This window comes from Acidobacteriota bacterium, assembly GCA_038040445.1.
GTDB lineage: Bacteria > Acidobacteriota > Blastocatellia > UBA7656 > UBA7656 > Onstottus_A > Onstottus_A frigus.
Map to the genome: position 1 here is coordinate 262,908 of JBBPIG010000005.1, position 24,539 is coordinate 287,446.

At 54.7% G+C, this 24,539-nt stretch carries 19 protein-coding genes; 12 read left to right on the forward strand and 7 right to left on the reverse strand.

What is annotated here, in order from left to right; genetic code table 11:
• Positions 1-46: 46 nt before the first annotated feature.
• From AABO57_07915 to AABO57_07930, 4 genes are read right to left on the reverse strand one after another with little or no spacing between them, the layout of a single operon-like run.
• Positions 47-1,834 (reverse strand): hypothetical protein, encoded by a 1,788-nt coding sequence (locus AABO57_07915; protein MEK6285651.1) that lies wholly within the window; start codon positions 1,832-1,834, stop codon positions 47-49.
• Between the two features lie 22 nt (positions 1,835-1,856).
• Positions 1,857-2,408 carry a hypothetical protein gene (locus AABO57_07920; protein MEK6285652.1) on the reverse strand — a complete coding sequence of 184 codons (552 nt, stop codon included), beginning with the start codon at positions 2,406-2,408 and terminating at the stop codon, positions 1,857-1,859.
• 26 nt (positions 2,409-2,434) lie between these two features.
• Positions 2,435-6,643 (reverse strand): ATPase, encoded by a 4,209-nt coding sequence (locus AABO57_07925; protein MEK6285653.1) that lies wholly within the window; start codon positions 6,641-6,643, stop codon positions 2,435-2,437.
• The gene (locus AABO57_07930; GenBank protein ID MEK6285654.1) at positions 6,640-10,221 is read right to left on the reverse strand and encodes a helicase-related protein; all 3,582 of its coding nucleotides are present in this window, start codon (positions 10,219-10,221) and stop codon (positions 6,640-6,642) included. Before AABO57_07930 ends, AABO57_07925 begins: the two co-directional genes overlap by 4 nt.
• Before the next feature lie 481 nt (positions 10,222-10,702).
• On the opposite strand from AABO57_07930, the gene AABO57_07935 reads away from it, so the two are divergent.
• Both AABO57_07935 and AABO57_07940 read left to right on the forward strand, forming a co-directional pair.
• Positions 10,703-11,002, forward strand: a complete 300-nt coding sequence (locus tag AABO57_07935; protein MEK6285655.1) for a hypothetical protein — start codon at positions 10,703-10,705, stop codon at positions 11,000-11,002.
• Between the two features lie 75 nt (positions 11,003-11,077).
• Entirely contained in the window at positions 11,078-15,574 is a 4,497-nt protein-coding gene (locus tag AABO57_07940; protein ID MEK6285656.1) for a strawberry notch family protein, read from the forward strand.
• Positions 15,575-15,697: 123 nt separating this feature from the next.
• On the opposite strand, the gene AABO57_07945 is transcribed toward AABO57_07940, so the two are convergent.
• The 3 genes from AABO57_07945 to AABO57_07955 all read right to left on the reverse strand — a co-directional run bounded on the left by AABO57_07945 (position 15,698) and on the right by AABO57_07955 (position 17,991).
• On the reverse strand, positions 15,698-16,378 hold the full coding sequence (locus AABO57_07945; GenBank protein MEK6285657.1) for a Crp/Fnr family transcriptional regulator: 681 nt from the start codon (positions 16,376-16,378) through the stop codon (positions 15,698-15,700).
• Between the two features lie 283 nt (positions 16,379-16,661).
• On the reverse strand, positions 16,662-17,072 hold the full coding sequence (locus tag AABO57_07950) for a response regulator (protein ID MEK6285658.1): 411 nt from the start codon (positions 17,070-17,072) through the stop codon (positions 16,662-16,664).
• 268 nt (positions 17,073-17,340) lie between these two features.
• Entirely contained in the window at positions 17,341-17,991 is a 651-nt protein-coding gene (locus AABO57_07955; protein MEK6285659.1) for a Crp/Fnr family transcriptional regulator, read from the reverse strand.
• A gap of 364 nt (positions 17,992-18,355) precedes the next feature.
• Here AABO57_07955 and AABO57_07960 point away from each other — a divergent pair, with 364 nt between their 5' ends.
• The 10 genes from AABO57_07960 to AABO57_08005 form a co-directional block, all read left to right on the forward strand.
• Positions 18,356-18,505, forward strand: a complete 150-nt coding sequence (locus AABO57_07960; GenBank protein MEK6285660.1) for a lmo0937 family membrane protein — start codon at positions 18,356-18,358, stop codon at positions 18,503-18,505.
• Between the two features lie 430 nt (positions 18,506-18,935).
• Positions 18,936-19,295: a DUF883 C-terminal domain-containing protein gene (locus tag AABO57_07965; GenBank protein ID MEK6285661.1), complete on the forward strand. Its 360-nt coding sequence runs from the start codon at positions 18,936-18,938 to the stop codon at positions 19,293-19,295.
• A 7-nt stretch (positions 19,296-19,302) separates the two neighbouring features.
• Complete coding sequence (locus AABO57_07970) at positions 19,303-19,713, forward strand: phage holin family protein (protein ID MEK6285662.1); 411 nt, start codon at positions 19,303-19,305, stop codon at positions 19,711-19,713.
• Complete coding sequence (locus AABO57_07975; protein MEK6285663.1) at positions 19,701-20,243, forward strand: hypothetical protein; 543 nt, start codon at positions 19,701-19,703, stop codon at positions 20,241-20,243. Before AABO57_07970 ends, AABO57_07975 begins: the two co-directional genes overlap by 13 nt.
• 41 nt (positions 20,244-20,284) lie before the next feature.
• On the forward strand, positions 20,285-20,779 hold the full coding sequence (locus tag AABO57_07980; GenBank protein MEK6285664.1) for a hypothetical protein: 495 nt from the start codon (positions 20,285-20,287) through the stop codon (positions 20,777-20,779).
• Positions 20,780-21,142: 363 nt separating this feature from the next.
• On the forward strand, positions 21,143-21,736 hold the full coding sequence (locus tag AABO57_07985; protein ID MEK6285665.1) for a BON domain-containing protein: 594 nt from the start codon (positions 21,143-21,145) through the stop codon (positions 21,734-21,736).
• Positions 21,737-21,817: 81 nt separating this feature from the next.
• A complete protein-coding gene (locus tag AABO57_07990) occupies positions 21,818-22,267 on the forward strand; it encodes a hemerythrin domain-containing protein (protein MEK6285666.1) in 450 nt (149 codons plus the stop codon).
• 116 nt (positions 22,268-22,383) lie between these two features.
• Entirely contained in the window at positions 22,384-22,506 is a 123-nt protein-coding gene (locus AABO57_07995) for a hypothetical protein (GenBank protein ID MEK6285667.1), read from the forward strand.
• A 178-nt stretch (positions 22,507-22,684) separates the two neighbouring features.
• Entirely contained in the window at positions 22,685-23,224 is a 540-nt protein-coding gene (locus AABO57_08000) for a hypothetical protein (GenBank protein MEK6285668.1), read from the forward strand.
• 171 nt (positions 23,225-23,395) lie between these two features.
• A partial coding sequence (locus AABO57_08005; protein MEK6285669.1) for a catalase occupies positions 23,396-24,539 on the forward strand: 1,144 nt, incomplete at its 3' end.

A 24,539-nucleotide genomic window follows, 5' to 3' on the forward strand; every position in this document is an offset into this window, starting at 1 on the left:
AAGATTGGTTGGTCGATGTTCGTCAAGAGTCTTCTTAGACCGAACTTCAGGCTGGTGACGCCAAAGGCCGGTCTTCGATTGGTTCCTTCTTCTCTTTCTCAGCAAGTGAGCTGGCGATTGAACCAAAATCATCGAAGTCGATCACTCGCCACAGGAGTTCGCATTTCGCTCGCGAATCAATAGGGGAATTACGAATCTGAAGGACTATCTCTAGCTCCGTCTCGCAGCGCGCCTTGATCTTGCGTGTCTCGCGATCACGGACGATAGCGTCGTTGGCCACGTTCATGGCGTCTGTCAGTTCGTCTTCAGGCACATTCATTCCTCGGAGGAAGAATGCATCGGTCATCGCCTTGCGTGGGAACTCAACGATATCGGAAAGTAACGAATACGCTTGGCCCCAGGGCGACGCAAACGTGCTCGATTTTGAATTGAACGAAATATTCGAGTAGGTCAGCATGGGCATGAAGTTGGCAGATTGCGCCTTCGTGAGCCGCTCTTCCAGTTCTTTCATTACCTTCTTGATGATGTCTTCTGAAACACTGCCTTGGGCATTTAGTTCATGATACATCCCATTGATGTCGGAAGTGAGCGCCTCTTGCTTGTTCTTGACATAACTGCCGGCGTCTCCCTTTAGCAAGTCTGCTACGAGCGACTGACCCTCTTCGTTTATGCGTTTCAATTCCGACTCGAAAAACGGTCTCGCAGAATTCGGCATCCACCGCATGTTATCAGCGAGGCCAAAGGTAAACTTGTTTAGAAGCCCTCGTAGGGCCTGACGTCGCTTCTCAATCTCCTTAAGAATGCCTTTGTCGATAATAGAGATGCGCATGCTCACTTTGCGCTTCACGTTGCCTTTCTCAAGCTCGGCCGAATCACCGAAGAGGCTCGGATCAAGCGGAGCATCAAGTGGTGGAATCCGACTGAGTTTGTCAATACTGACCAGACATCCTTGTTCATATAACCGAGCTGTTCGTTCTGCAATAACGTCGAGTTTGGAAAGGCCTATGCGTTCGCTAGGAGGAGTGATTGTTTGACCGTCGCTGGAAGCTACTATGACATCGCCTGTGTCAGAATCAACCTGAACTGTTTCATCCTTCTCGACCTGTTCTAGGGACTCGTCCCGGTAAAGGTTGAGATACTCTTGCCATCGCCGCTCCCCTTCCGAACTGCCCTCAGGTAAAACGAGGGAAGGTATCCTGGTCACACCCTCAGCAGTAAGTCTTTTCGACTTGACCCAAAGCCAGTCAAAGTACCTCCTGACGTATTCGACGAGTACAGCGTCACCGCGAAAGACAAGGTTGATTCTTCCATCAGATCTCGGATCAAAACCAAGATTCTCACTCGAACCAAAGACTAAATATGCATCGCCCGCGACACGCTTAACGATCACGAGGAAGTTCGACGGTCTATCAGTTACGAATCTGTATGGCTTGATTCGGAACTCGAGACGATCCGAAAACTTCTCTGCCATCGATGCAAGGCGCGATAAATCCTCCTCGCGAGTTTGACACGTCGGGTAAACAGCGACGACAAGTCGAGCCTGAAACTTCTCATTTCGATCCAGCCATGATTCCAAGACCTGAATGCCTTTTCGACTAGGCGAAACAAGCGTGCCGAATAACGCGTCCGCTGTGCGAATCGCGTCGTCGAACGGGACTTCAGTTGAATATGAACACAACCCCTCAAGGATTCGCGGTTCAGGCCAGATGAATGGAGGCTCTGAAGTCAAGGGAACGTTAGCCGCCTTCGATAATGCCGGTTCATTTGTGCGCTTTATATTCGCCTGAGTGACTTCTTCTAAGGCTGTTGAGTTAATGTCTTCGAAGAGGCTCATCTCATCACCGCTGCTTTTTCGTTCATTCCTTTTTGTCTCCGTGAATGGCGACCTCCACAAGCGTACGAACATCCCCAATTTCGATTCCGAGCGGGCGCAGGATAGTAGCCGACTGAACTATCATCTCGTCCATTTGCCGCTCGGCTTCCCAGACCTTCTCTAACAATCCCGACCGGACTATCTCCTCGTCAGTGTACTTATCTTTCAATTGAAGCGTCATCAGCACTGGCGCATCCATCGGGTACTCGATGAGTTTTATGATTGACTCCTGCCAGATGCAACGAATCATCGTTGTCCCGATTATCAACTGGCTGGCTTCGACCTTGATTAGGACCGCATCGCCCTCCGGCATTATCGTTGCGAGGCCCACCAGCGAGCGCCAGTTGACGTAGGCTTGCCCGTGAAGCGAGCCCGTTCCTGATGCCCTGACAGTAATGCCGTTGGCGTCGATTGAGAGCCGGCCATTGTCGAAGGTGAGCACGACTTCGATATCTGTCCTGCGTTTCAAGAACTTTCGCAGGGTCTTGAAGGCCTCCTCTAGTTCGTTGCGATTGGCGACGAAGGTTGAAGTCATCTGTGGGTATTGCCCCTTCCCAATATTCACGGTGCGTGGTCTTCAGCATACACTAGCCGATAGGTCGCTGGGTGAAGCGTCAGCTCTCCCGCTGAACACATCGTGCCGAGTTGGCGCCCCGAGATCTCAACGGGCCGACCGTCGATGTCCAATAATATGAGCGCGTAGAGCTCGGGGAAGTTCTCGCAAAGTGCCCACACATCTGCCTCCACCTGCAACGGCTCCCTGCGCAGACAGTGTTCTTTCGGCCAGAAGTAACAGAGCAATTCTCCAGAAGCCGAACGTCTTTCCCAGGGGAAGGCGCTGTCACTTGTTTTCGCTATCCAACTTCCGTCTGAATGATAGAAGCGGTCCGCACCGTCCTTCGAATAGCCAAGCGCTCGGGCGAAGCGCTCAATCAGCGACGGCTTTGAAGGCTTTGATGAAGTTCTTGGTACTCTTGGTGTAGAATCTGCCTCACCGGCATCCTCTTCTTCGCTATCCACCTCCTCGTCAGATTCCTCGACCAAATCATAAGAGGTCTCACTGCCACTTCCATCGACCTTTGATGGTGTCACTACTTCCGTAACGGGCGCGCCCGACGATGCAGAATCACTCGACTCAACTTCGCTGGAAGAATCACTCCCGTGGCTCTTCAGCCCATTTTGGGAATTATCGAGTTCATCGGAGGGAACAAGCTTGAAACTGTCCTCGAGATACTCCGACACGAAATCGGGCGAACGCTCGAAGCATATCTTCAACGCATCCTGAATCTCGCGGCGCTCAAAGACACGACCTAGTTCTTGTGCCACAGGCCTAGCGAGCCTTGCTATGGGCCGATCCTCTACATAAAGGAGCGTCTCCTTCCAGAGCACGTCAACGCGGCGGGACGTTCCTGCTGGCTTACCATCTATGTATGGAACCGTCTCCAGGACCGACGCGTTTTGCCATTGAGTGTGTGCGAGGCGAGCCGCAAGTTGGCGTATGCGTCTAGTCTCGTTCTCGTCGTCGAGGTGAATTCTGCACAGCTCCGTCCCTAGCTGCACCAACCACGGCTTTCGCTGAGATGCCCCAGGAATAATGAGCGGTTTCTGAAACCTATCTTCGATGCAACTTGCCAGAGATGGAAGGTGTGAGAACGGAGCCAACTCCGTCGTGTCAGCGGAAATGCGTCGCAGATCCGCAGTCTGTTGTTTGATCGGCTGAAATAGGTTAGCCCACGAGACCAATGACTGCATACTCATTCCATAGGCAAGACCTTGGACCGGGGTCCACTCGCCAGCTAGGTTTAGCCAGTGTCGGCACTCATTCCATATGCGTTCGGGATGCCGCGACAGCAACGAGACGACTCGCCTACTCTCGTCTGATGAAAGAGATTTCTCAGAGGGCAGGCTCTTCAACCAGGCAATCGCTAGGTCTGCAGTCGGCCTCTCCTCGACACTCACCTTTCTCCAAAGCGTGAGATCACGTACAGACGGAAGAACCGTGGCGGCACCAGGCGCATCCTCCTCGTCTGCCATTTGGAAGACCCCTGCAGTACGAGCCCAGCCACCTGCTGCCGTCAAGATGATTTTCTCCGTGGCGAAGGCTCGCTTGACCGTTGCGAAGTCGTCGCTCGAGCAAGTATCAAGCATCTGGTCGAGCCTCCGATACCACTTCTCCACCTCGTGCACCGGCGGCTTCTCGGCCTTTGCTAAGGCACGTAGACAGTCAAGTATTCGGTGCGGTCCGGTCGGCTTGTCTCGCACACCGAGTTTGATCAGGAGCGGTCGGTTGGCCTCGGTGTCGAGTCTTGCGTTAACAAACGGCTCAACGTCGAGCAACGATTCGGTCTCGGGCGTCCGACAGAGCAAATCTGAGGGTTGATGGTAGAATCCGTGCGTGTCTTGGAGGCAAGGAACCGCACTAAGTTTGAGAATCCATGTCGCGAGCAGGGCGTCGTGAGTAATCAATCCTTTGCTGCCGGTGGTTGCGATCTGATAAACCGTCGCCGAAGCGCGCTTGGAGCCATAGTACTGAGCCTGACTTAGAATGGATGAAACGATGCGGCCCCAGAGACTTGGATCCTCCTTTGCCGCTGCGTGCCAGTGCACCCAATGGTCCCCTTCGAAGTCCCAGTCGTCGATTGAGAATTCGTTGGTGACATAGCGAAAGTACGGTTCCCCTTTGAAGCCGCGCTCTCGAATTATCTTCAACACTTCAGGTCGTCCCCAAACGCGCTTTTGTACCTGTCTCAACTGCACGAAACTGAGTAACCCGGCGCGCCCGGACGATATCCACTGTGTCCATTCCGACTCGGTGCAAGACCGAAAGTCCTTTGAGTAGTCTGGGTGTAGCATGTGGGCTTGAGCCCATTTCTCGTCAACAAGGCCTTCGACCCTCGTGCTTTTATCAAAAATGACTCCATGATTTGTACTTCGTAAGAATCGATCTCGCGTCACGAACTTGAACTGCTCACCTGCAGCCGCCCCCAATGCGGCTGAGATTTGCGCGAGCTTAATACAGTCCACGAGGGAACACTCTTTACCGAAGACACCGGTAGCTACCTGCTCGAACAACTGGTTAATCTCACTGGGGCTCTCAAGGCTTAAACCGTCGAGAACCCTGTATGCAGCTTTTACTTGTTCTCCTAGCGAATGGTCGCCGCGCTCCTCGGCATTGCGGCGCTGGTCGGCAAGAAAACGAAGCCAGTTCTGGTTCAAAACGAGAAGGTACTTCGCAAGGAACTCCCAGTCTTCCTGTGACTGAAGCAGCTTCTTCTCGCCGAGCCGTACTACCTCCTTCGCTGCGTACAACACCTCCTTGCCCTGAGCGGGAACGATCCGGACGCCTGCATGGCCGTAATAATGATGGCCAGTTGCTATGTACACCCATAGCGACAGCATCTGTCGCCAGGTCTTGGGCTTCGGCGGATGGCTTGACTCCAAGACGGCTAAGATGTCGGGCTTCTTAAGCTCCGTCACGACATTCCAGTGACAAAGCTTCTCACGATCATGCCCGCTGACGTGCCGGCAAAGAGCTGGTCTTCTCTCTTTGTCCAAGAACGCAGTCGCCTGATCAGCCGACCAAATGTCCAACACCTCAACGGGCAATGCTACGCAAGCCTGCTTTTCTTTGAGTTCTCCATCGTCCGCCAAGAGGTAAGCCTCTTCCGAAATACGATCGTCGAACGCCTCTTCAACCGCTGTTGCGCAGCTGCCTTCCAACGAGCTGTCTTCGCGGTCAACGTCCGGGAAGAGACCATACCCCTTGGATCGCTGCTCAAGGTCCAGATCGGTTCGCCTTAACCATGCAAGCATTGTTTCGGCGGCCAGTTCGCCCGCACGCTGTAATAACCAACGGTTGGTCGGCGATGTCTCGGGCTCTTTGATCTTGACCCGGGCGGGGTCTTGGATGAACGGGGCATTACACGCAAACGGAAGCGGAGTTTCTACGCCCGTCGGAAGGATAACGAAGAGCCGACCCTTCATTCCCAAAACTATCTCGACCTGACACGGAGGGAAGTCGGTCTCTTCTTCAGACGAGAGCATTCGCTCTTGTCGAATCTCATCGAGCGCTTCTGCGGGGAAGCCTTGCTCTGGCGAGCGCACGAGCAAATACTTCACAGTTGGCGAGGTCGACAGTTCCATCCAATCGGAGTTGGAGACCGGACCGCACCCCGTACTAACCCACTCAACCTCGTGATCCCCAACCTGGAGTAGACGGATGTGGCGAAAGAAGAGGAGCGAGAGAGGATTCTTCAACCATTCCTGTAGATTCTTTTCGATCTGATGGCGACGCCGTTCATCATTTATTGCGACCCGTATTTCGGTTTGGGTAGGGGTGGTGCTTGTGCACTCGTCCCAAATTGGCTGGGTGAACCGCTTTCGCCGGAAAAGCACCGATAGTGTCGGTGTTACCAGCTTCACCTCTTCGCCAAGACTAAACGTGCTCTTGAATCCAACTCCGCGAAAGCCAATTGTGTGCAATGCGCGCTTGTTTGAGTAACCAAATCGACATAGCGACGTGAAGTGTTCTTTTGTGAAGTCGTCGCCATTGTGTGTAAAAATAAACTCATCATCCTTGATGTCAACGAAAGCTTTCGTAGCACGCGCGTCATCGGCATTCTGAAGCAGCTCCGACAAGACGTGGCGTGGACTTTGAACTTGCTTAAAGAGCAAATGCCAGGGGCCGGCAAGTTCCGGGTCGTCCTCCAATTGATCCCAACGTTGGGCAGCGCTGTTACGAATATGTTCGAAGTAATGTGGCGGCATCATCCCGGATGCTCCGATCGTGCAACCAACTCAGCTAAGCTGTAGTTAACGCTCGTCACGCCGAAGTCAGGTTCGCGCTGGAACGGACTGCGTACGTAGTGGACGCGGTGATCGTCGCCCGAAAGGAACTCCACAATGGCAAGAATGAAGTCTTCAGGTTTGTTCAGGGAATAGAGTATTTCGTTTTTGGTAACGGTGATGGTGTCAGCACCGGTAACGCGTCCCTTCACCTCGATGAATCGAAGCTTGCCAGTGCCGGGGACGCGACTCTCGATGTCGTAGCCGAGCTTCTCAAACTCGCGGTCGGTCGGTTCGAAGCCTAGGCGGCGCTCGACGTCCATGATGACGGCGCGCGCTCGCGCGGCGCTGGCCTGCGTATCGATAGGCGCAGTCCGAGCGGGCATCGCCCGGCCAGTCATGGCAGCGAGCAAACCAATCGGCATAACCAGCAGGCCTCCGAGAACCACGGGTGGCAGCGGAGAAATTTGAGCTTCGAGCTTAAGATCTTCAAGGCGCTTCTGAAGCCGCCCCTGGAGATTATCGGCACGCTTGCGGGCCTCTCCCGAGTTGAGTCGGGCATTGGGCTTCCCAGCCTGCTCCTGAAGCTTAAGCTCTTCGGCACGATGGTCCCAGTAAGTGATTTCCTTTATCAGCCGGTCTTTCACCGCCGCCTCGGTCTTCGCGATCAGTGCGAGCTTGGCTCCGCGAACCTCCGCCAGGTGCTCCGGTACAACGTGAGCCACAGCATAGCCCTGCGCCTCTCGCTCCACTTCGCGCGTGATCCACTCGCATTCCGGCCGATCAAGGATCGCGTCCACACCCGGCTCGCCCTCGGCTAGCGGACGGTAGTCGAGATAGGGGGCGTAATGCATATTCTTCGTTGCGCCATCCGCGTCCAGCTCGACATATAGCATCCGCTTGGAAACGACACGGCGTTCGCCTGACCGCGTGAGGCTCGCATCCTGAATCGCATGCTCAAGATAGAAGAGAATGCGCGGCCTGGTGCCGGAGTCGCGCTCATCCACCAGCACAGCGCCGCGCCTCAAGAGGTCCCGGTGTCGCTCGAGAGTGAGATCGATGACCGAGTCCAGTAGCGGATGTCCGGGGCAAATGAACGCAGCAAGTGGTTGACCCTGCGGCGCGACCAGCAACTTCTCGAATGCGATGCGTTCGTAGCGCGGCAACACAGGCTCGCCGATCCCGATCAGGCGGTCGCGGTTGCGCACGGGGGCAGGTACATGTGTGATTTCGTAGCGGCGTGGTTCGCGCTGCTTGGCCGATCCGCCAAGTCGCTGGAAGGCTTCGTGAAAGAAGGACTCTATGTAGTGAGGTTGAAGGCGGCGTGCCTCGGCGCGTTCCATATCTTCGCGGATGCGATGAACCCGGCTTGCGTCCATGGCATCGTGGGCTAACGCCCGTTCTTCGAGCAGGTCCTGGAGCTGGCCTCGGTCGAGTGCGTGTTCAAGCACGGTCGTCAGGCGCGCGCGCACCTCGGGCCGATCGCCGTAACGAATCGCTTCAATAAGTAGGTCGCGCAAGGCGCGCCCCTCGAACTGGAGCTTGCCCAGCACGTCGAACACCTGGCCGCCAAGGGACTGACGAGCCTGTTCCAGCTTTTCCAGCAGCTTGCGATAGACATCGCCCTCGCGAGTCTCTTCGGCCACCAGGTTCCACAGATGGCATACCTCGGTCTGGCCAATACGATGGATTCGGCCGAAGCGTTGCTCAAGCCGGTTTGGGTTCCACGGAAGATCGTAGTTGACCATCAGGTGTGCGCGCTGGAGATTGATACCTTCGCCGGCGGCGTCTGTGGCAAGGAGCACCTGCACCTCGGGGTCGTGCTTGAAAGACTCCTGCGCCTTCCTGCGTTCTTCGCGGCCCATGCCGCCGTGGATCATCACCACAGCCTCCGTGCGGCCGAGCAGCGTGGTAATGCGGCTCTCGAGGTAGTTCAGCGTATCGCGGTGTTCGGTGAAGAGGACCAGTTTCTGATGCGGCGACGGCGTGGGCGGAGGAATCTCACCGGAGCCGTAGGGGGTTATCGGGTCACCCACACGATTGCCGATGGCCGCGGTGGTGAAGATTTCACCGAGAAGGCTTGCCAGCTCGCGCCATTTGGTATCCGTGCCGCTGCGACGAACGCCGAGAGCAAGCGACTCCAGGCGCTTCAGGGTTTCTATCTCCGCCTTCAACTCGGCGATGGAGCGCGCGGCAGTCGCTTGGTCGAGGATCTCCTCCTCGGCGGCTTCGACCTCGTTGTCCGGCGCGTCTTCCAGATCCTCGACATCCTCGGCGTCGAGAGCTGGAAGAGCGAGCGTAAGAACCTCCGCAACCTGGCCTCCGCGCTGGAGCACTTCGAGTTCGCGCAGGCGGCTCTCGAGTCGTTCACGCCGGCGACGCAGCGATTGGTAGATGGCTTCGGGTGAGGAGGCTAGGCGACGCTGGAGGATCGTGAGCGCGAAGCCGACAGTGCCTGCGCGCCGGTCGTTCTCAAGGGCCTCGACGCGGTTGAACTCCTCGCGAACATAATCAGTGACTGCTTTGTAGAGCTGCGCCTCGGGCTCCGAGAGCTTGTAAGGCACCGTGTACGCGATGCGCTCCGGAAAGAGAGGCGTCCCGTCGAACTTGAGCAGGCTCTCCTTCACCATCCGGCGCATCAAGTCTGACACGTCGACCGCGTGCACGCCGTCCCGAAACCGGCCTTCGAAGCGATCGCCGTCAAGCAGCGCCATGAAGAGCTGGAAGTCTGCCTCCTTCCCGTTGTGCGGCGTAGCCGTCATCAGCAAGAAGTGTCGCGTGAGAGTCGAGAGGAGCTGACCAAGCCGATAGCGCTTGGTGTACTTGATTTCGCCACTGAAGACCGTGGCCGACATCTTGTGCGCTTCGTCGCAGACCACGAGATCCCAGCGGCAATCCGGAGCCTGAAGCTTTTGCTGCACGTCCTCGTTGCGCGAGAGCTTGTCGAGGCGCGCAATGACAAGATTGGTTTCCAAGAACCAGTTGCCGGTGCGAGCGGCTTCGAGTTTGTCGTTGGTCAGAATTTCAAAGGGGAGATGGAATCGACGGTAGAGCTCGTCCTGCCACTGCTCCGCCAAGCTGCCGGGACAAACCACGAGGCAACGTTGCAAGTCCCCGCGGGCGATCAACTCCTTCATCAGGAGTCCGGCCATGATTGTCTTGCCGGCGCCGGGATCGTCAGCGAGCAGGAATCGGAGAGGTTGGCGCGGAAGCATTGCCTCATAGACTGCCGTGATCTGATGAGGGAGAGGATCGACTAGTGACGTGTGCACGGCCAGCACAGGGTCGAACAGGTGCGCTAGCCTGATCCGGTGTGCTTCGGATACAAGGCGGAAGAGGCTCCCTTCGCCATCGAAGCTCCAAGGCCGCCCCTGCTCTACTATCTCTATCCGAGGTTCGTCGTGACGATACAGTAACTCATTCGCCACCTTGCCAGAGGGTGTCTTGTATGTAAGCTCAAGGGCCTCGGACCCGAACCACTGGGCGTTCACAACTGTGACCAGCGAGTCGGGGAGAATGCCGCTTACGGCTGCGTTGGGCCGCAGCTCTTCGAGTTTAGACATGAACTAACCCTTGTTCGGATGCTAGAGCTTGATATCAAGCGAAGCCGAGAGCTACCGCGGGATCAAACAACATTCAAATCTTAACAGAGTTAGATGTCGTGCCAAAGATGATTCATCTTGCATGTAGCTTGTACACCTGATTTCACTCTCGCCAAAGGTAACAGTCCGTTAACGCTTTTATCCTCTTGCCTCGGCCCGTCACATTCGTAAGCGGACCTACTGATCTACTAGCCCACCATTCCTCCTCTCCTTTCTCTTGCTTGCTCCCCTTTCTCGGACTTTCCTGCGCCACCCCGTGTGTCAACTCGCGCAAACTACAACGCGAGTCCTCCACTTCGTTCCGGCCCTGCGGGTGACACACGAGGCCCCGCCGCCAGGTTCTGTCCTTTAAGGGGAACAAGCACTTAAGAAAGCTTTTTTTAACGGACAACTCCGCCCGATCGCGTGAGTTCGTTTCATGCCAACTCGAAAGGAGACTTACATGTCAGAGACTCAATCGCAGATCAAACAACCCTTGTTCGCACTCGGCAGGCTTGTTGCCACGCCCGGCGCTTTGGAACTTCTAACACGCTCAGAGCAGACACCCGTGGAGTTTCTATCTCGACACACGCGCGGAGACTGGGGCGAGTGCTGTCCTGAAGACGCCACCGAGAATGACTTTTCAGTCAAAGCCGGTTTTCGAGTCTTCAGCGTCTACCGCACGCGCAGTGGCGAAAAGCTTTGGGTCATTACTGAAGCCGACCGGAGCGTAACAACGCTGCTCTTGCCGAGCGAATACTAAGACTCAAACGGGCTAGAAAGCGCGCCAACGCCTCTAGCCCAAAACACCGACCTTCAACGACTAGGGAGAAAATCGATGCTCAGACAAGAATCTCTCACTGACGTTTCGCACGCGCCAACCGCACCCGCCACCCTTGATTGTGACCTGCTCGGAGGGACAGAGAGCCTGATCGAAGAGATCAAACAACGCTTGCTCGCCGGTCAGTCAGTCAACAATCGCACGCTTACAGAGATTGCCGACCGAGTGTATGGCGGCAGCCGCGCGCGAGGTACTTACACCGCAAGAGATGCGTACGACGCGACAGAAACAGCCGTCAACAAGCTGCTCGAAACACAAGCGCGCGAGTTAATGACAATGACTGTGCCCGATGCGCTCAGTCAGACATTACGACCCCTCACCGAGCGCTTACCCAGGCAATCAGACCGAACACGTGAGCAAGTACAGTTTCAGCAATTCTCAACACCGCCCGCACTCTCTTACATCGCCGCTCGACTCTTGAATGCTTCACCAACTGACGTTGTGCTTGAACCATCAGCAGGAACAGGCAGCCTTGCGATATGGCCGCGCGCTATAGGTGCTCGCGTAGTATGTAATGAAATAAGCACGCGCCGCCGCATGCTCCTCGACCATATAATAGGATTTGAGACACACCAGGTAGATTCCGAATTCATTCACGATATGCTCGACTCAGAAATAAGACCGACCGCAGTTCTGATGAATCCACCATTCAGCGCCACCGGCGGACGCGTAAACGCTAACCGAATGATCTACGGGGCTCGACACGTAGAAAGCGCGCTCAGACGATTGCAGCAAGGCGGCCGACTGCTCGCGATTGCGAGCGAAGCTATGAGCTTCACCCGACCTGCGTTTAGCGATTGGTGGAAGGTATTAACCTCGACTTACAACGTGCGCGCCAACTTTCATCTGACCGGCAATGAATATGGCAAGTACGGGACGGGCTACGGTCTGCAGATTCTTGTTATCGACAAGACCGACCCCACACCCGGCAACTATTGGGAGCAGCGGCTTAGCAACATCAATTGGGGTGAAGCAGACAACCTCGAGAGTCTATGGGAGTCACTCAAAGACCTAGCAACGCGCGAGACGAACAAGGCAGACGAGAGCGATAACGCGGAGTCACTCAACAAGACTCTTTTCGTTGCCTACACCCCAGCCAGGTTGAAAGGCGGTAAGCCTCACCCTGCGCCGATCGTAGAGTCAGCTTCAATGGCTGCTGTACAGCCACCGGAGATAACCTACAGGCCGCACCTTTCGCGCGAGATCGTAACCGAAGGGCGCTTGTCAGACATTCAGCTTGAGCGTGTCATCTACGCTGGACAGCGCCACGAGCAACGACTACCCGATGGCTCACGAGCGGGCTACTACGTTGGCGATGGTACGGGAGTCGGCAAAGGCCGCATTCTTGCCGGTATCATCCTGGACAACTTCAACCAAAATCGAAAGCGCGCCCTCTGGCTATCGGTCAACAATGACTTGCTCGAATCCACAAGGCGAGACCTTAACGACTTGGGCGCTGATATAGCCCTCTCGCGCATTAATGACTATTCACCAGCCGACGACATTACTTTGCCGGAAGGAGTCATCTTTAGTTCTTACTCTTCGCTTATCGCGGCGGCCAAGAACGGCGCGCGCCGATTCGATCAGATACAACGCTGGCTAGGGACAGACGGCGTTGTCATTTTTGATGAAGCCCACAAAGCAAAGAATGCGCTCGCCGGCGGTCGCGGGGAACCTACGCAAACCGGACAGGCTGTAATCGATCTGCAAGACGCCACTCGGAACGCCGAGTATAGAATTGTCTATTCCAGCGCAACGGGAGCAACCGACGTTCGTAACATGGCTTATATGGTTCGACTCGGCTTGTGGGGCGACATGACTTCCTTCCCAGGCGGCTTTAGTCAATTCTTGACCGAGATAGACGCGGGCGGAGTCGGAGCGATGGAGATGATCAGCCGCGACCTCAAGGCCCTGGGCGTCTACGCGTCCGCCTCAATCAGCTTTGGCAAGTGCACGCGATCCGGTAAGTCCGTCGAATATCGAGAGCGCATTCACTATCTGACCCCGCAGCAACGTGAGATGTATAACCACGCGGCGGACGCTTGGCAGGTTGTCATGCAGAACATCGGCGAGGCGCTTGGCATCACAAACGGAGGCAGACGCGCACGCGCTAACGCGCTCAACAAGTTTTGGGGAGACCATCAGAGATTTTTTCGACAAGTTATCTCCGCGTTCAAAGTGCCAACAGTGATCGGAGAAACAGAGAAGGCGGTTAGAGAGGGTAAATCGGTTGTCATTTCTCTTGTTGGCACCGGAGAGGCAAGAACGCGAGAGCAGGTAGCAAGAGCCAAAGCAGCAGGCGGAACGCTTGAAGACCTGGACTTCAGTCCGCGTGAAGTCATAGCCAACATGGTCGACCGTGGTTTTCCGACTACGCTATATCGCGACGTGACAGACCCGATAACCGGTAAGACCTTCCAGGAGCCGGTACGAGACGCGGACGGCAACATAGTACAGAGCCGCGCAGCAATCGAGATGAAGCAAGCACTCATAGACGGACTGTCAGCGCTAGAGCTTCCCGAAAATCCGCTCGATCAGCTTGTCAACCACTTCGGAGAAAGTGACGTTGCGGAACTCACCGGGCGAACCCGGCGCTTGATTCGCGACTCCCGCACCGGTCGCGTCGAATACCGTAAGCGCGCGCCAGAAGGAATTCCGATGCAGAACGTGAACGTGTATGAGATGGCGCAGTTTCAACAAGGCAAGAAGCGAATTGCGATAATCTCGGATGCCGCATCAACCGGAATTTCACTGCACGCTTCTAATCGCGAAGCGAATCAACAGCGGCGTGTACACATAACGCTTGAACTAGGTTGGAGCGCGGATAAGCAGATGCAGACGTTTGGCCGCACACACCGATCCGACCAAGCGATACCGCCCGAGTATGTATTGCTTTCAACAGAACTAGGCGGAGAAAAACGTTTTTCGTCTACGATCGCCCGGAGGCTTGGCAGCCTTGGAGCATTGACCAAAGGCGATCGCGGAGCGGCAGACAATGGCGACCTCGCGAAGTACAACTTCGAGACTGAGGAAGGCAGAGCCGCGCTTGGTTTGTTATTTCGGTCTATCCTGTCAGGAAAAGCCGTACCTGGAATCGACAATCCGCGTCAGACGCTAAGAGACATGGGTTTGCTTGTTGAACAAGACGGAGTGGAGACGGTTCGAAAAGACGATGAATACAACGTTCCCCGCTTTTTGAATCGTGTGCTCGCCCTCGATGTAGACCGACAGAATGCTTTGTTTGACCACTACGCGAAGTTGTTTGACGAGATAGTAAGCTTTGCGAAGGCGAATGGTACTTTTGACGAAGGAGTCACCGACATCAAAGCGTTGTCGGTTCGTTTGGTCGACTCTAGCGTTGTGCATTGCGACCAATCAACAGGAGCCGAGACCACACACTGCACGCTTGAAATAGACCAGCCTACTAAGAAGGTAAGCTTCACCGAGGCAGAGGAAGCGCACACAGGGAAGGGTGGCGCTTTCTTCGAGCACCTACGTAAACGCTCATTCATTCTTGCGGTGGAGTCTGGCCGGCATACTGACCCAGCCACAGGTGGCACGTACTGCAACTTCGCGGTGTGGCGGCCAGAGGGCGCACGCATCAGTTACGTTAGAGACGCGCAGCTAACCGAGACATATCGGCCGGTCGTACCAGAGAACGTGCGCGATTGGTGGACGGCAAAGTATGCGGCGATCCCCGATGTTCAGACCTCGAAGCTACACGTTATCGGCGGAGCGATAACCCCACTCTGGCAAAGCCTGAAGACAACCGAGGCAACCCACTTGCGCGTTGTAAGACTAACCACCGATGACGGCCAGCGCATTGTAGGCGTTCAGATACCGAGCGACCACGTAGGCGAAGTATTAGGCGCTCTGGGTGTTGCTCGGAGGTTGCGCGAGACGAATGAGATTTTCAATGCGATATTAGAGGACGGGGAAGAAATCGCGCTTACAGCCGGGCTCAAGCTTAAACGTGGAGCCATTCACCGGGACCCTGTCATCGAGCTAACCGGCGCTCACCCAACTATGTTTGCAACTCTCAGGAAGCTTGGTTTAATAAACGAGCAGATCGCGTGGAAACAGAGATTTTTCGTCCCGATTGAGGAAGAGCGAGGCAATGCAGTCATAGCGGCTCTATTAGAGCAGTTCCCGGTTATCGCTACCGAGGACGAAGAAGCGGACACCGACGTACCATCTGAAGGTGCTATCCCTGCTGAAAACTCTACGCAATTAGTTGACCTCGAAAGTTGGGTTATTGCGCCGGCTAACACCTGTACTAATGATACGACGCCGGCAGATCAGACAGCGATAACGCAGACCGAAAAAGCGCTGACCAATGAAATGCCCGAGGCGACCAGCACGCGCCCAGACCAGAACCCATTATTGCCAATCAGACCGCAAGCGAGCGCCCCCGCCATGCTCCAATCGTTCCAACCGGACTATCGCACAACAGCGATTCAGATAGGTTTCAACTTTGCAGAAAGCGAGTCCTAACCGGACTCGCTTTCTGAACAGCCTGGCACTACCGCGGTTAGCCCAAAGTTAACTCACACTGCTAATCCCGCCCACCCTCTCCTTGGTATAACAGCTGACAGACAGCTCTGTTGGGAACTGGGCCTAGAGGATCGATTTTAGGTAAGCAGTGAGCTTTTTTTCCTTGATAATCAGATGGTGCTCTGTGTTGTATTCAATGAGGTCGAGGTTCCGAAATCGCTGCATGAATACGCTGATCCGCGGCCGCGTCGTCCCTACCATTGTCCCCAATTCTTCATGAGAAATCTTGACCTCGATGCGTATGCTGCGCGGGTCTTTCTTTCCGAACTTTCTGGCGATTTGCAATAAGGTCGTCCCCAGGCGCTGCTCGCTATCAACCGTTACCAGATTGGCTATGACAGCCTGTTGGTCGGCAACCCGCACAGCCAGATACTTGATGAAGCCTTCGAGGAGAGAGTCTTGAGCTAGGCGATCGAGAAACTTGGTACAAGGGATCTCTTTCAGGAAAGAATCTTCCATCGCGGTCGCTGTTTCCAACCGGCCCCCAAGCCCAGACAGGCACAGCTCGCCGAAAACATCTCCCGGGCCGTGGATGGCCAGCATGCACTCTTTACCTTCAGACGAGGCCATGACCAGCTTGATCTGTCCTTTTTCGATGAAGTATACAGTCTCGCGTTCATCTCCAGGCGTGTAGACATGATCGTGCTTGCCGATCTTGATAGGGCTCGAGTTCTTGGTTTCGTTGAACAACGACCCTTGCATCTGTTCTTTGAATTGATCCGACTGAGAAGCTTCTTGAATCATACTTCTTCTCTTCCATTTTCCGCTGATTTATCTTTCAATGCTTATCGACTACCTAAGTATGCGCTTCCGATAAAAGCGGCGCTGTTCGATATTGAACAATTGTCCACTTTGCCATCCACGGAGTTGAAAATACCCTGAACTAAAAGAACTCGTCCCTTCTAGCCCGTCAACGCGAACGGATATCGGTTTCTCCCTCATCTCTAGCTCAGATTCCCCGTTGCCGAAGGAATAAGGTGAAGGGCAGGTTTTGCAGGTTCGTTTCTGAGAGTTACTTCCTAAACGACTAGTGATGAGTGGTGGAGTCAGCTTCGTCAATAAGCCGGTCAATCGTTTGCTCCAGATGGTCAAAGTCCGGTTTGACAAGGTACGCCTGCGCGCCGGCATCCAGTCCCTTCTTAATATCAGCTTGATAGCCCGCGCCTGAATAGAACATTATCGGCGTGTCTGAGTCAAAGGCGCGAATCTGCTGACATAGCTCAATTCCGTTGCTGCCCTCGGTTATCCAATGATCGAGTATGCACAAGGCGAGCCCGCCGGACCTGGCACTTTCCAACGCAGCGGACAGAGAAGCGGCGATTTCCGCTTCGTAGCCGTACTGGTCAAGCAGGACACTCATCATATTCCTGGTGTCCTCATGGTCATCGACCCAGAGAATCCGTTTTCTTGCTTCTGACGTGGTTGCCATTGCTGTCATTTACCACCTCGCAATTTCGAGCCTATTACTTTATACAGGCCCCCTTCTAATCGAACGTTTAAGCTTTCTTTGTACCTGCCGAAGCAGTTAGGCCTTGAACACCTTACCAATCGGTCTACGGGGTCGTCGTGAATGAATGTCATCGTTGCCGACGCGGTAGACCTATTAGTAAACTGCGGCCACAAGACTCGCATCGCGGATTCAATGCGGTTCAATACTAGACAAGTGTAAAAATATAGATTCGATGGGACAGGGCGTGCGCAGCCGGCTAGGCAATCGATGCCAGGTAAGCGGTGAGCTTAATTTCCTTAACAATTAGATGGTGCTCTGTGCTGTATTCAATGAGGTCGAGGTTCCGGAATCGCTGCATGAATACGCTGATCCGTGGCCGCGTTGTGCCGATCATGTTCGACAGTTCTTCGTGTGAAATCCTCAGCTCGATCTGTGTAATGCGAGGGCCTTTCTTGCCCAATTGTCTGGCCAGGTGCAACAAGGTCTTCCCTAAGCGTTGTTCGCTATCAACCGTCACCAGATTAGCGATGACTTCCTGTTGGTCTCCCACGCGCACAGCCAGATACTTGACGAAACCTTCAAGCAGCGAGTCGGTGGCTAAACGTTCAAGGAACTTTGCACACGGAACCTTCTTCAATCGCGTGTCTTCCATTGCGGTCGCAGTTTCCAGCCGGCCCGCTATCCCCGACAGGCACAGCTCGCCAAAGACATCTCCTGGAGCGTGGATAGCAAGTAGACATTCTCTGCCTTCAGAAGAGAGCATCAGCAGCTTTACCTCCCCGCTCTCAATGAAGTAGACCATCTCGTCTTGCTCTCCAATAGTGTGACGTTTTCGTGTTTCGGAATCTTGATGGCACGCGAGTTCTTCACCTCGCGTTCCAACGACTCGCGCATCTGCTTTTTTAATAGATCGGTCTCTGGATAATCTTGAATCGTGCTTTGCCTCCGTTCTGGGGTCTTAGGAGGTAGTGACTGTTAATTACCGTTCGGGCCAATAATGTAAACAATCACGGTAAGAGCTTTCAAGACTGGAAGCTAACCGCCTCTTTAGCCCGACTAGTGATTGAGTGATCATGGGCGCAGCTTATCTGGCTACACCTTGCCTGTGCCTGCTGGCTAGTCCACCTAATCCCGGCCAACTATTTTCGAGAATGTCCCATACTGCACAGAAACTGATCTCGAACACGCGTAGCATTCGAGAGTAAACCGGAGTCGGGATAGAGCCTTGGTGCACTCGACACGGAGAACGTGCTAACACCTGGAGGTGAACCATGCTTTGGACAATCTTAGTTATTCTACTGGTCCTGTGGCTGCTGGGGATGATCGGCGGCGTCGGCGGTGGATTAATCCACCTGTTGCTTGTTGTGGCGGCAATAGTATTGGTCTTCAACCTGTTAAGCGGCCGCCGAAGGGCCGTCTAAGCGAAACGCAACCGCTTTACTGTGACTGAGGCAGATGAGGAAGTAAGGGACGTGATTCTGAATCAGGCGCAGAAGACCTCGCCTGCGTAGGCAGGCGCTCGCTGAACCGGTTAGAGAGATGATGGAAATTACTGCTATAGGGATAGGCCTGATGATGACGGGAGTGGGAGTAGCGGTCGGGGGACTCATGCTCGAAGCCACGTTCTTGATCTTGGGCCGAGCCCTTCGAGATCCTCCCCTAGCCGCATCATTTGAGCCTCTCGCCATCCACTTTAATTAGGTGAGTAATGCGCTGAACCCGGTCGAGCAGGGGTTCTCAGCGCTGTGAGGGTTAGCAGGCCCGATGATATCTACACGGTGGGAATAAACGCGAGACGCTATACCTCATCGAAGAAGGGCAAACAGAAACAAACTGAGCAAGGAGCGCAATATGGATCCAATGAACCGCAGTGAGAGTTTGACCGCAGGGAAAGAGATTTCTAGTTACGGATCACCATCCACGAGCGGTGTTTCCACCCTCGACACAATCAAGGACACTGTTGCCGACAAGTTGCACGCCGTTGCCGGAGCAATTCAGCAGAAGGCCGGACAGAATCAAGAAAACGCAGTTGCCGGCTACGCCGGTCAGGCTGCCGGATGGTTGGATGACGCAGCGGAATACGTTCGCGACGTGGACCAGCAAAAGGTTAAGGCGGACCTTCAAAAACAGGTACGGAACAATCCTGGCCGCAGCCTGCTCGTAGCGGGAGCTGCCGGGCTTTTGCTCGGATTCCTATTTAGGAGGAGGTAAAGCCCGTATGCAGGTGCGAAGGGACTTTGATCAGCGACCCGAAGCAAGCTTGCCGCGCGAATCGTTTGGCGAGTTGCTGGGTCAATTGGCTAACAACTCCGCTGCTCTGGTCCGCGATGAGATCCAGCTCGCCAAGCAGGAAATGAGCGAGAAAGTCAGTGTACTCCGCTCCGGGATACTCGTCGTCGCCATCGGATCGCTTATCGGACTGGCGGCAATCCTGGCCCTAACGGCCGCCGCAATCATAGGGCTGGCGAATTATGTTAGCCCTGGGTACTCGGCGCTCATCATCGGCGGGACGCTTGCTATCATCGGAAGCATAATCGCTTCCGTAGGGCTCGGCCAAATCAAGCGCATCAGCCTTACGCCAAGACAGACTATCGAGACGCTCGAGGAGGATAAAGAATGGCTGAAATAACAAACGTAGCTACTCAACAGCGCCAGCACGACGAGACGCCGGATAGAAGCGCTGTCGCGATTCGTCAAGATATAGCCGCCAAGCGAGAGTCTATCTCCGCGACGGTAGACAAGCTCGGCGAGCGCATACAGGAGACGTTCGACTGGCATGAGTACGTCGCTGAGTATCCTGTGGCCGCGTTGGGGTTGGCCACCGGAGCAGGGTTTCTAATAGCAGGAATCTTCAAGCGAAAGCCCACGCCGCAAGATCGAATTCTGGATGCAATGGCCGAACTCACTGAGGACATGACTGACCGCGTGGGCGGGGTCATGGCAGGAGTGATACAGAAGAAGATGTTGTCGGGCCGCACTGTGAAGGCGGCTGCTACCGCGATGTTCGCGAAGGCAGCGGTAGATTTTCTGAGGAAACGGATAAGTGGCGCGATAGCCGGCGACATATCGCGGCCAAGTCAGACACAGACTCAGAGCAGAACGCCGAACAATTCCGATACGAATGTTCAACCGTCTCGCTTCTCTACGGCAGGTAGGTAGTAAACGCGGCTGACATCTCAATTTAACAAGGAGGAAAGTAAATGGAATCGAACAAGAATGTAACAGAGCAAGGCAAAACGACCGGTGGTAGTCCTAATAACCCGTCTAACACAACCCCGCAATCCACCTCACAGCCACAGAGGCACGTTCAGCAGGATCCGGATGCTGCTAACAAGCCGTCTACCGCAACAGCGCAACCATCTGGGACACCAGGGTTCGCGGGCACAGCGCCTCAACGTGCGCGCGAAATCGTTTCGGATGTTGGCAGCGGAGTACAGACTGCCTACGATCAGACGGTGAAGGCTGTAAGCGAGGCATACGACAAGACAAGCGAAGTCGTTAGCAGCACCTACGATCAGACGATGACCTACGGGCGCGACAACCCGGGCAAGCTAACGCTGATAGCCTTCGGCGCGGGTATAGGCATTGGCGTACTTCTCGCCTCCGGTCTCGGCGGTGGGCGCAGCCGCAACAGCCGCTTTGCAGAGCCTATTGTGACCGCGCTTTCGCAAGTCGCTCTGCAGTTGTTTAGATAGTTAAGGGCCATTCCTGAACGGTCCGTTCGTCTAATCAGCTAGACAAGAAACCCCCAGGGGCATCTGTTCATGGTGCCCCCTGTTGGGGCTTCATGCTTTACTCGCCGATTTCCCAAATCACGAGAGTGCGTAAGGCTTTCGCTCCGCACGATGGTTTTGTTTCGCCTAACCGTGATACGAGCGAGACGCACGAGTTCCGGCGGCACCTATGTGGCCACGTGATGTATCGAGACTGTCATAGACGTGTTAGCCGGATGGTTTGGATACGCAGGTCACGAAATGGTGATCCATTTCGGTGCACAATCGGATTTGGAACTAATAGCAGGCTTACAACTGCGAAATGAAATTTAGTCAGGGGGTACAATGAGCGAATATCGAGAAACCAGAACAGTAGTTGAAGAGGTGCCAATCAAACGTGCTCGGCCCGTCACCGAGACCCAGTACGCTACGGTGGTCACCGAAGAGCGGGGAATCTCAGGCGGGGCAATCGCAGCGCTGGTACTGGCAGCAATCGCGGCCGCAGTAGTAATAACCATTCTGATCCTCAACAGTAGGCAGAGTGAGACTGAGGATCAACTCGCCCTGGAGAGAGCGAGAACCGCAGCTGCTCAGCAGGCTACATCACAGCAGCCCTCGCAGCCCTCACAGCAGCCAATTATTGTGATGCCGTCGCAGCCTTCGACGGTACAACAAGTACCCGTTCCTGTTCCGTCGCAACCTGTGCCCGCCGCAGTGCCGAGCGCGCCTACCAGCACGGAACTCGAAATCGACGTGAACTCGAAGTTCTTAGACGATCAAGAGCTGAAGTCTTCGTCAATCGATGTGAAGGTCTCAGGGAGTACGGCTCTGCTTAGCGGTCGAGTACCCAACCAGGATCTAAAAACACGCGCAGAAAAGATTGCAAAGACGGTCAGGGGAATCCGCAGTGTCATCAATAATATTGTCGTGCAGGAGTAACAGACCTTGACGACCGGCTAGTACTGGGCATGGACTGGTGCCATCGCCTAATTTACACACGATCGTAAAAAAGGAGGGGAGATGAACGCATACGACCTGTTGAAGGAAGACCACAAAAAGGTTGCCGCTATTTTCGAGAAACTGGAGCCAACCACCGAACGAGCATTAAAGACCCGAGAGGAACTATTCAATAAGCTCAACAGTGAGCTAGAAGTTCACGCGGCCGTCGAGGAGCAGATCCTTTACCCCGTCCTCAAGGAAGCTGCGGAAACGCGTGAAATCACCTTCGAAGCGTTTGAGGAACACCGTGTTGTCAAAGAGCTGCTGAAAGAACTCAGCACCACGCCGAAGGACACCGAGGAGTGGACGGCTAAACTGACGGTCCTCAAAGAGAACGTCGAGCATCACGTCGAAGAGGAAGAGGAAGAGATGTTCAAGAAGGCCCGCAAGGTCCTGACTGACAAGGAAGCGGACGAACTCGGCGCTCGAATGCAAGCCGCGAAGACTAAACTAGCCGCGTCGGCCCATTGATTTGGAAGCGTTTTGCTGAGCCACGACTGCTGGTTGAAATCGGAGCGCTCACCAGAACCTCAACAGTCGCTTCCTGAGCAGAGAGCCTCGGGGATGCTTATTTAGGAGCAATCGGTATGGAAGGTCCCGCACGCGGATGTCTCGCCGGGTTGATCTCTTGGAAGCTCGGCGGCGGCATATTCTCCACGATCATCGTATTCATCATCGTGTTTTGGCTGCTCGGTCACTTGCATTGCTAGTCGCAATTGGTTCGACACCGCCGAAGGTGACGGAGCCACAATGGACCGACGACGGGTGACACAGAAGTCGATGCAAGGCTTCCTGAGTACACCCTTCAATCTGAATAGTCTCTTTGGGATTATTCTTACGTTACTAACTTACTAACAAGAGCAGGAGCTCGAACAAGGGGAAATTCATATGGAAGATTCGAAAGCTACACGAGAGCGCTCAAGGGTTGTGACTGGAATGTTCAAAGATCGAGAGAGCGCGGAACGCGCATATCAATCAGTCACTGACCGCGGTTACAAGACGGAAGACGTGAACTTGCTGATGTCCGACGACACTCGCAAGAAGCATTTCACAACCGAAGACGGACCGGACACGGACCTTGGCAACAAAGCCCTCAAGGGCGTGGGCACCGGCTCAGCAATTGGCGGAACAGTGGGCGCGATCCTGGCTTTGATCGGGGCTGCTGTGACGCTGGCCATTCCGGGACTCAACATCATTGCGGCGGGACCTATCGTAGCGGCGTTGACGGGAGCAGGCGCAGGAGGAATAGCCGGAGGCCTAATCGGCGGGCTCGTTGGATGGGGAATTCCTGAGGAACGCGCCAAAGCATACGAGTCGGGTCTTAAGGAAGGCGGCATCGTGATGGGAGTCAATCCGCGCAACGATGCGGACGCGGAGTACTTCGAACAGGAGTGGAAGAAAAACCGCGGTGAACAGATTTATCGCTAATCTTTCCCTGGCAAGTATGAGTACGGGAGGTGTCTTGGACACAGCAGGCCCTCTCGTACTCCTGTTTCCTCGCAAAGCGGCAACAGCCTGCGCGTCGACACTTTACCGAGGAAATGGGACAAAGAGGCGAAGGTGGAATGTGGGAGGCTGAGGCAAGAAGTGGAGAACTCTATGAGAAAAGCGAAGAGCAAGCAGGTTAAGGCTGACGGGCAGAGGGCAAACAAAACAGCCAATCGAGCAAAGAATGTTGGATCCCGTGCGAACGACGACGTTAAGCTGGATGATCTAGCAAGAAACACCGAAGACGCCGCCGGAGAATATCTCACGACCAATCAGGGCGTTCGGATCAACGACAATCAGAATTCGCTAAAAGCAGGTGATCGAGGGGCGACCCTGCTTGAGGATTTTATTCTCCGCGAGAAGATCACTCACTTCGATCACGAGCGAATTCCCGAACGAGTCGTGCACGCCCGTGGTTCAGCGGCCCATGGGTACTTTCAGGTCTATAAGTCGATGGCTCGTTATACAAAAGCTGGGTTTCTTCAGGACCCATCCGTCAAAACGCCGGTGTTCGTGCGTTTTTCGACGGTCGCTGGTTCGCGAGGATCAAGCGACCTCGCTCGTGACGTGCGCGGGTTCGCCGTCAAGTTCTATACGCAGGAAGGAAACCACGATCTTGTCGGGAATAACATGCCGGTCTTTTTCATTCAGGATGCAATTAAGTTTCCCGACCTGATCCACGCAGTCAAACCGGAACCGCACAATGAAATTCCGCAAGCTGCCTCGGCCCATGACACGTTCTGGGATTTTATTTCGCTGATGCCGGAATCGATGCACATGGTCATGTGGGTGATGTCGGATCGCGCAATTCCCAGAAGCCTCCGAATGATGGAGGGGTTCGGGGTTCATACGTTTCGGTTTATCAATGACCAGGGCAAGGCGCGTTTCGTAAAGTTTCATTGGAAACCGCTGCTCGGCATGCACTCCGTTGTATGGGATGAGGCGCAGAAGATATCCGGCAAAGATTCTGACTTTCATCGTCGCGATCTTTGGGAGGCCATTGAAAACGGCGACTATCCCGAATGGGAGTTTGGCGTTCAGATCGTCGAGGAAAAAGATGAGGACCGTTTCGCTTTCGATCTTCTTGATCCGACGAAACTCATCCCTGAAGAGATTGTCCCGGTGCGACTGATCGGCAAGATGACGCTCAATCGCAATCCTGAAAACTTCTTCGCAGAGACGGAGCAAGTTGCTTTTCACGCGGGCAACATTGTGCCTGGAATTGACTTTACTAACGACCCGCTGCTTCAAGGAC

Excerpts from the sequence above, each read along its gene's own strand:
- AABO57_07985 (MEK6285665.1), top strand. The coding sequence starts at position 21,143 with ATGAGCGAATATCGAGAAACCAGAACAGTAGTTGAAGAGGTGCCAATC.
- AABO57_07920 (MEK6285652.1), bottom strand. The coding sequence starts at position 2,408 with ATGACTTCAACCTTCGTCGCCAATCGCAACGAACTAGAGGAGGCCTTC.
- AABO57_07940 (MEK6285656.1), top strand. The coding sequence starts at position 11,078 with ATGCTCAGACAAGAATCTCTCACTGACGTTTCGCACGCGCCAACCGCA.
- AABO57_08000 (MEK6285668.1), top strand. The coding sequence starts at position 22,685 with ATGGAAGATTCGAAAGCTACACGAGAGCGCTCAAGGGTTGTGACTGGA.
- AABO57_07970 (MEK6285662.1), top strand. The coding sequence starts at position 19,303 with ATGCAGGTGCGAAGGGACTTTGATCAGCGACCCGAAGCAAGCTTGCCG.
- AABO57_07935 (MEK6285655.1), top strand. The coding sequence starts at position 10,703 with ATGTCAGAGACTCAATCGCAGATCAAACAACCCTTGTTCGCACTCGGC.
- AABO57_07945 (MEK6285657.1), bottom strand. The coding sequence starts at position 16,378 with ATGATTCAAGAAGCTTCTCAGTCGGATCAATTCAAAGAACAGATGCAA.
- AABO57_07980 (MEK6285664.1), top strand. The coding sequence starts at position 20,285 with ATGGAATCGAACAAGAATGTAACAGAGCAAGGCAAAACGACCGGTGGT.
- AABO57_07950 (MEK6285658.1), bottom strand. The coding sequence starts at position 17,072 with ATGACAGCAATGGCAACCACGTCAGAAGCAAGAAAACGGATTCTCTGG.
- AABO57_07960 (MEK6285660.1), top strand. The coding sequence starts at position 18,356 with ATGCTTTGGACAATCTTAGTTATTCTACTGGTCCTGTGGCTGCTGGGG.
- AABO57_07990 (MEK6285666.1), top strand. The coding sequence starts at position 21,818 with ATGAACGCATACGACCTGTTGAAGGAAGACCACAAAAAGGTTGCCGCT.
- AABO57_07995 (MEK6285667.1), top strand. The coding sequence starts at position 22,384 with ATGGAAGGTCCCGCACGCGGATGTCTCGCCGGGTTGATCTCTTGGAAG.
- AABO57_07965 (MEK6285661.1), top strand. The coding sequence starts at position 18,936 with ATGGATCCAATGAACCGCAGTGAGAGTTTGACCGCAGGGAAAGAGATT.
- AABO57_07930 (MEK6285654.1), bottom strand. The coding sequence starts at position 10,221 with ATGTCTAAACTCGAAGAGCTGCGGCCCAACGCAGCCGTAAGCGGCATT.
- AABO57_07925 (MEK6285653.1), bottom strand. The coding sequence starts at position 6,643 with ATGATGCCGCCACATTACTTCGAACATATTCGTAACAGCGCTGCCCAA.
- AABO57_07975 (MEK6285663.1), top strand. The coding sequence starts at position 19,701 with ATGGCTGAAATAACAAACGTAGCTACTCAACAGCGCCAGCACGACGAG.
- AABO57_07915 (MEK6285651.1), bottom strand. The coding sequence starts at position 1,834 with ATGAGCCTCTTCGAAGACATTAACTCAACAGCCTTAGAAGAAGTCACT.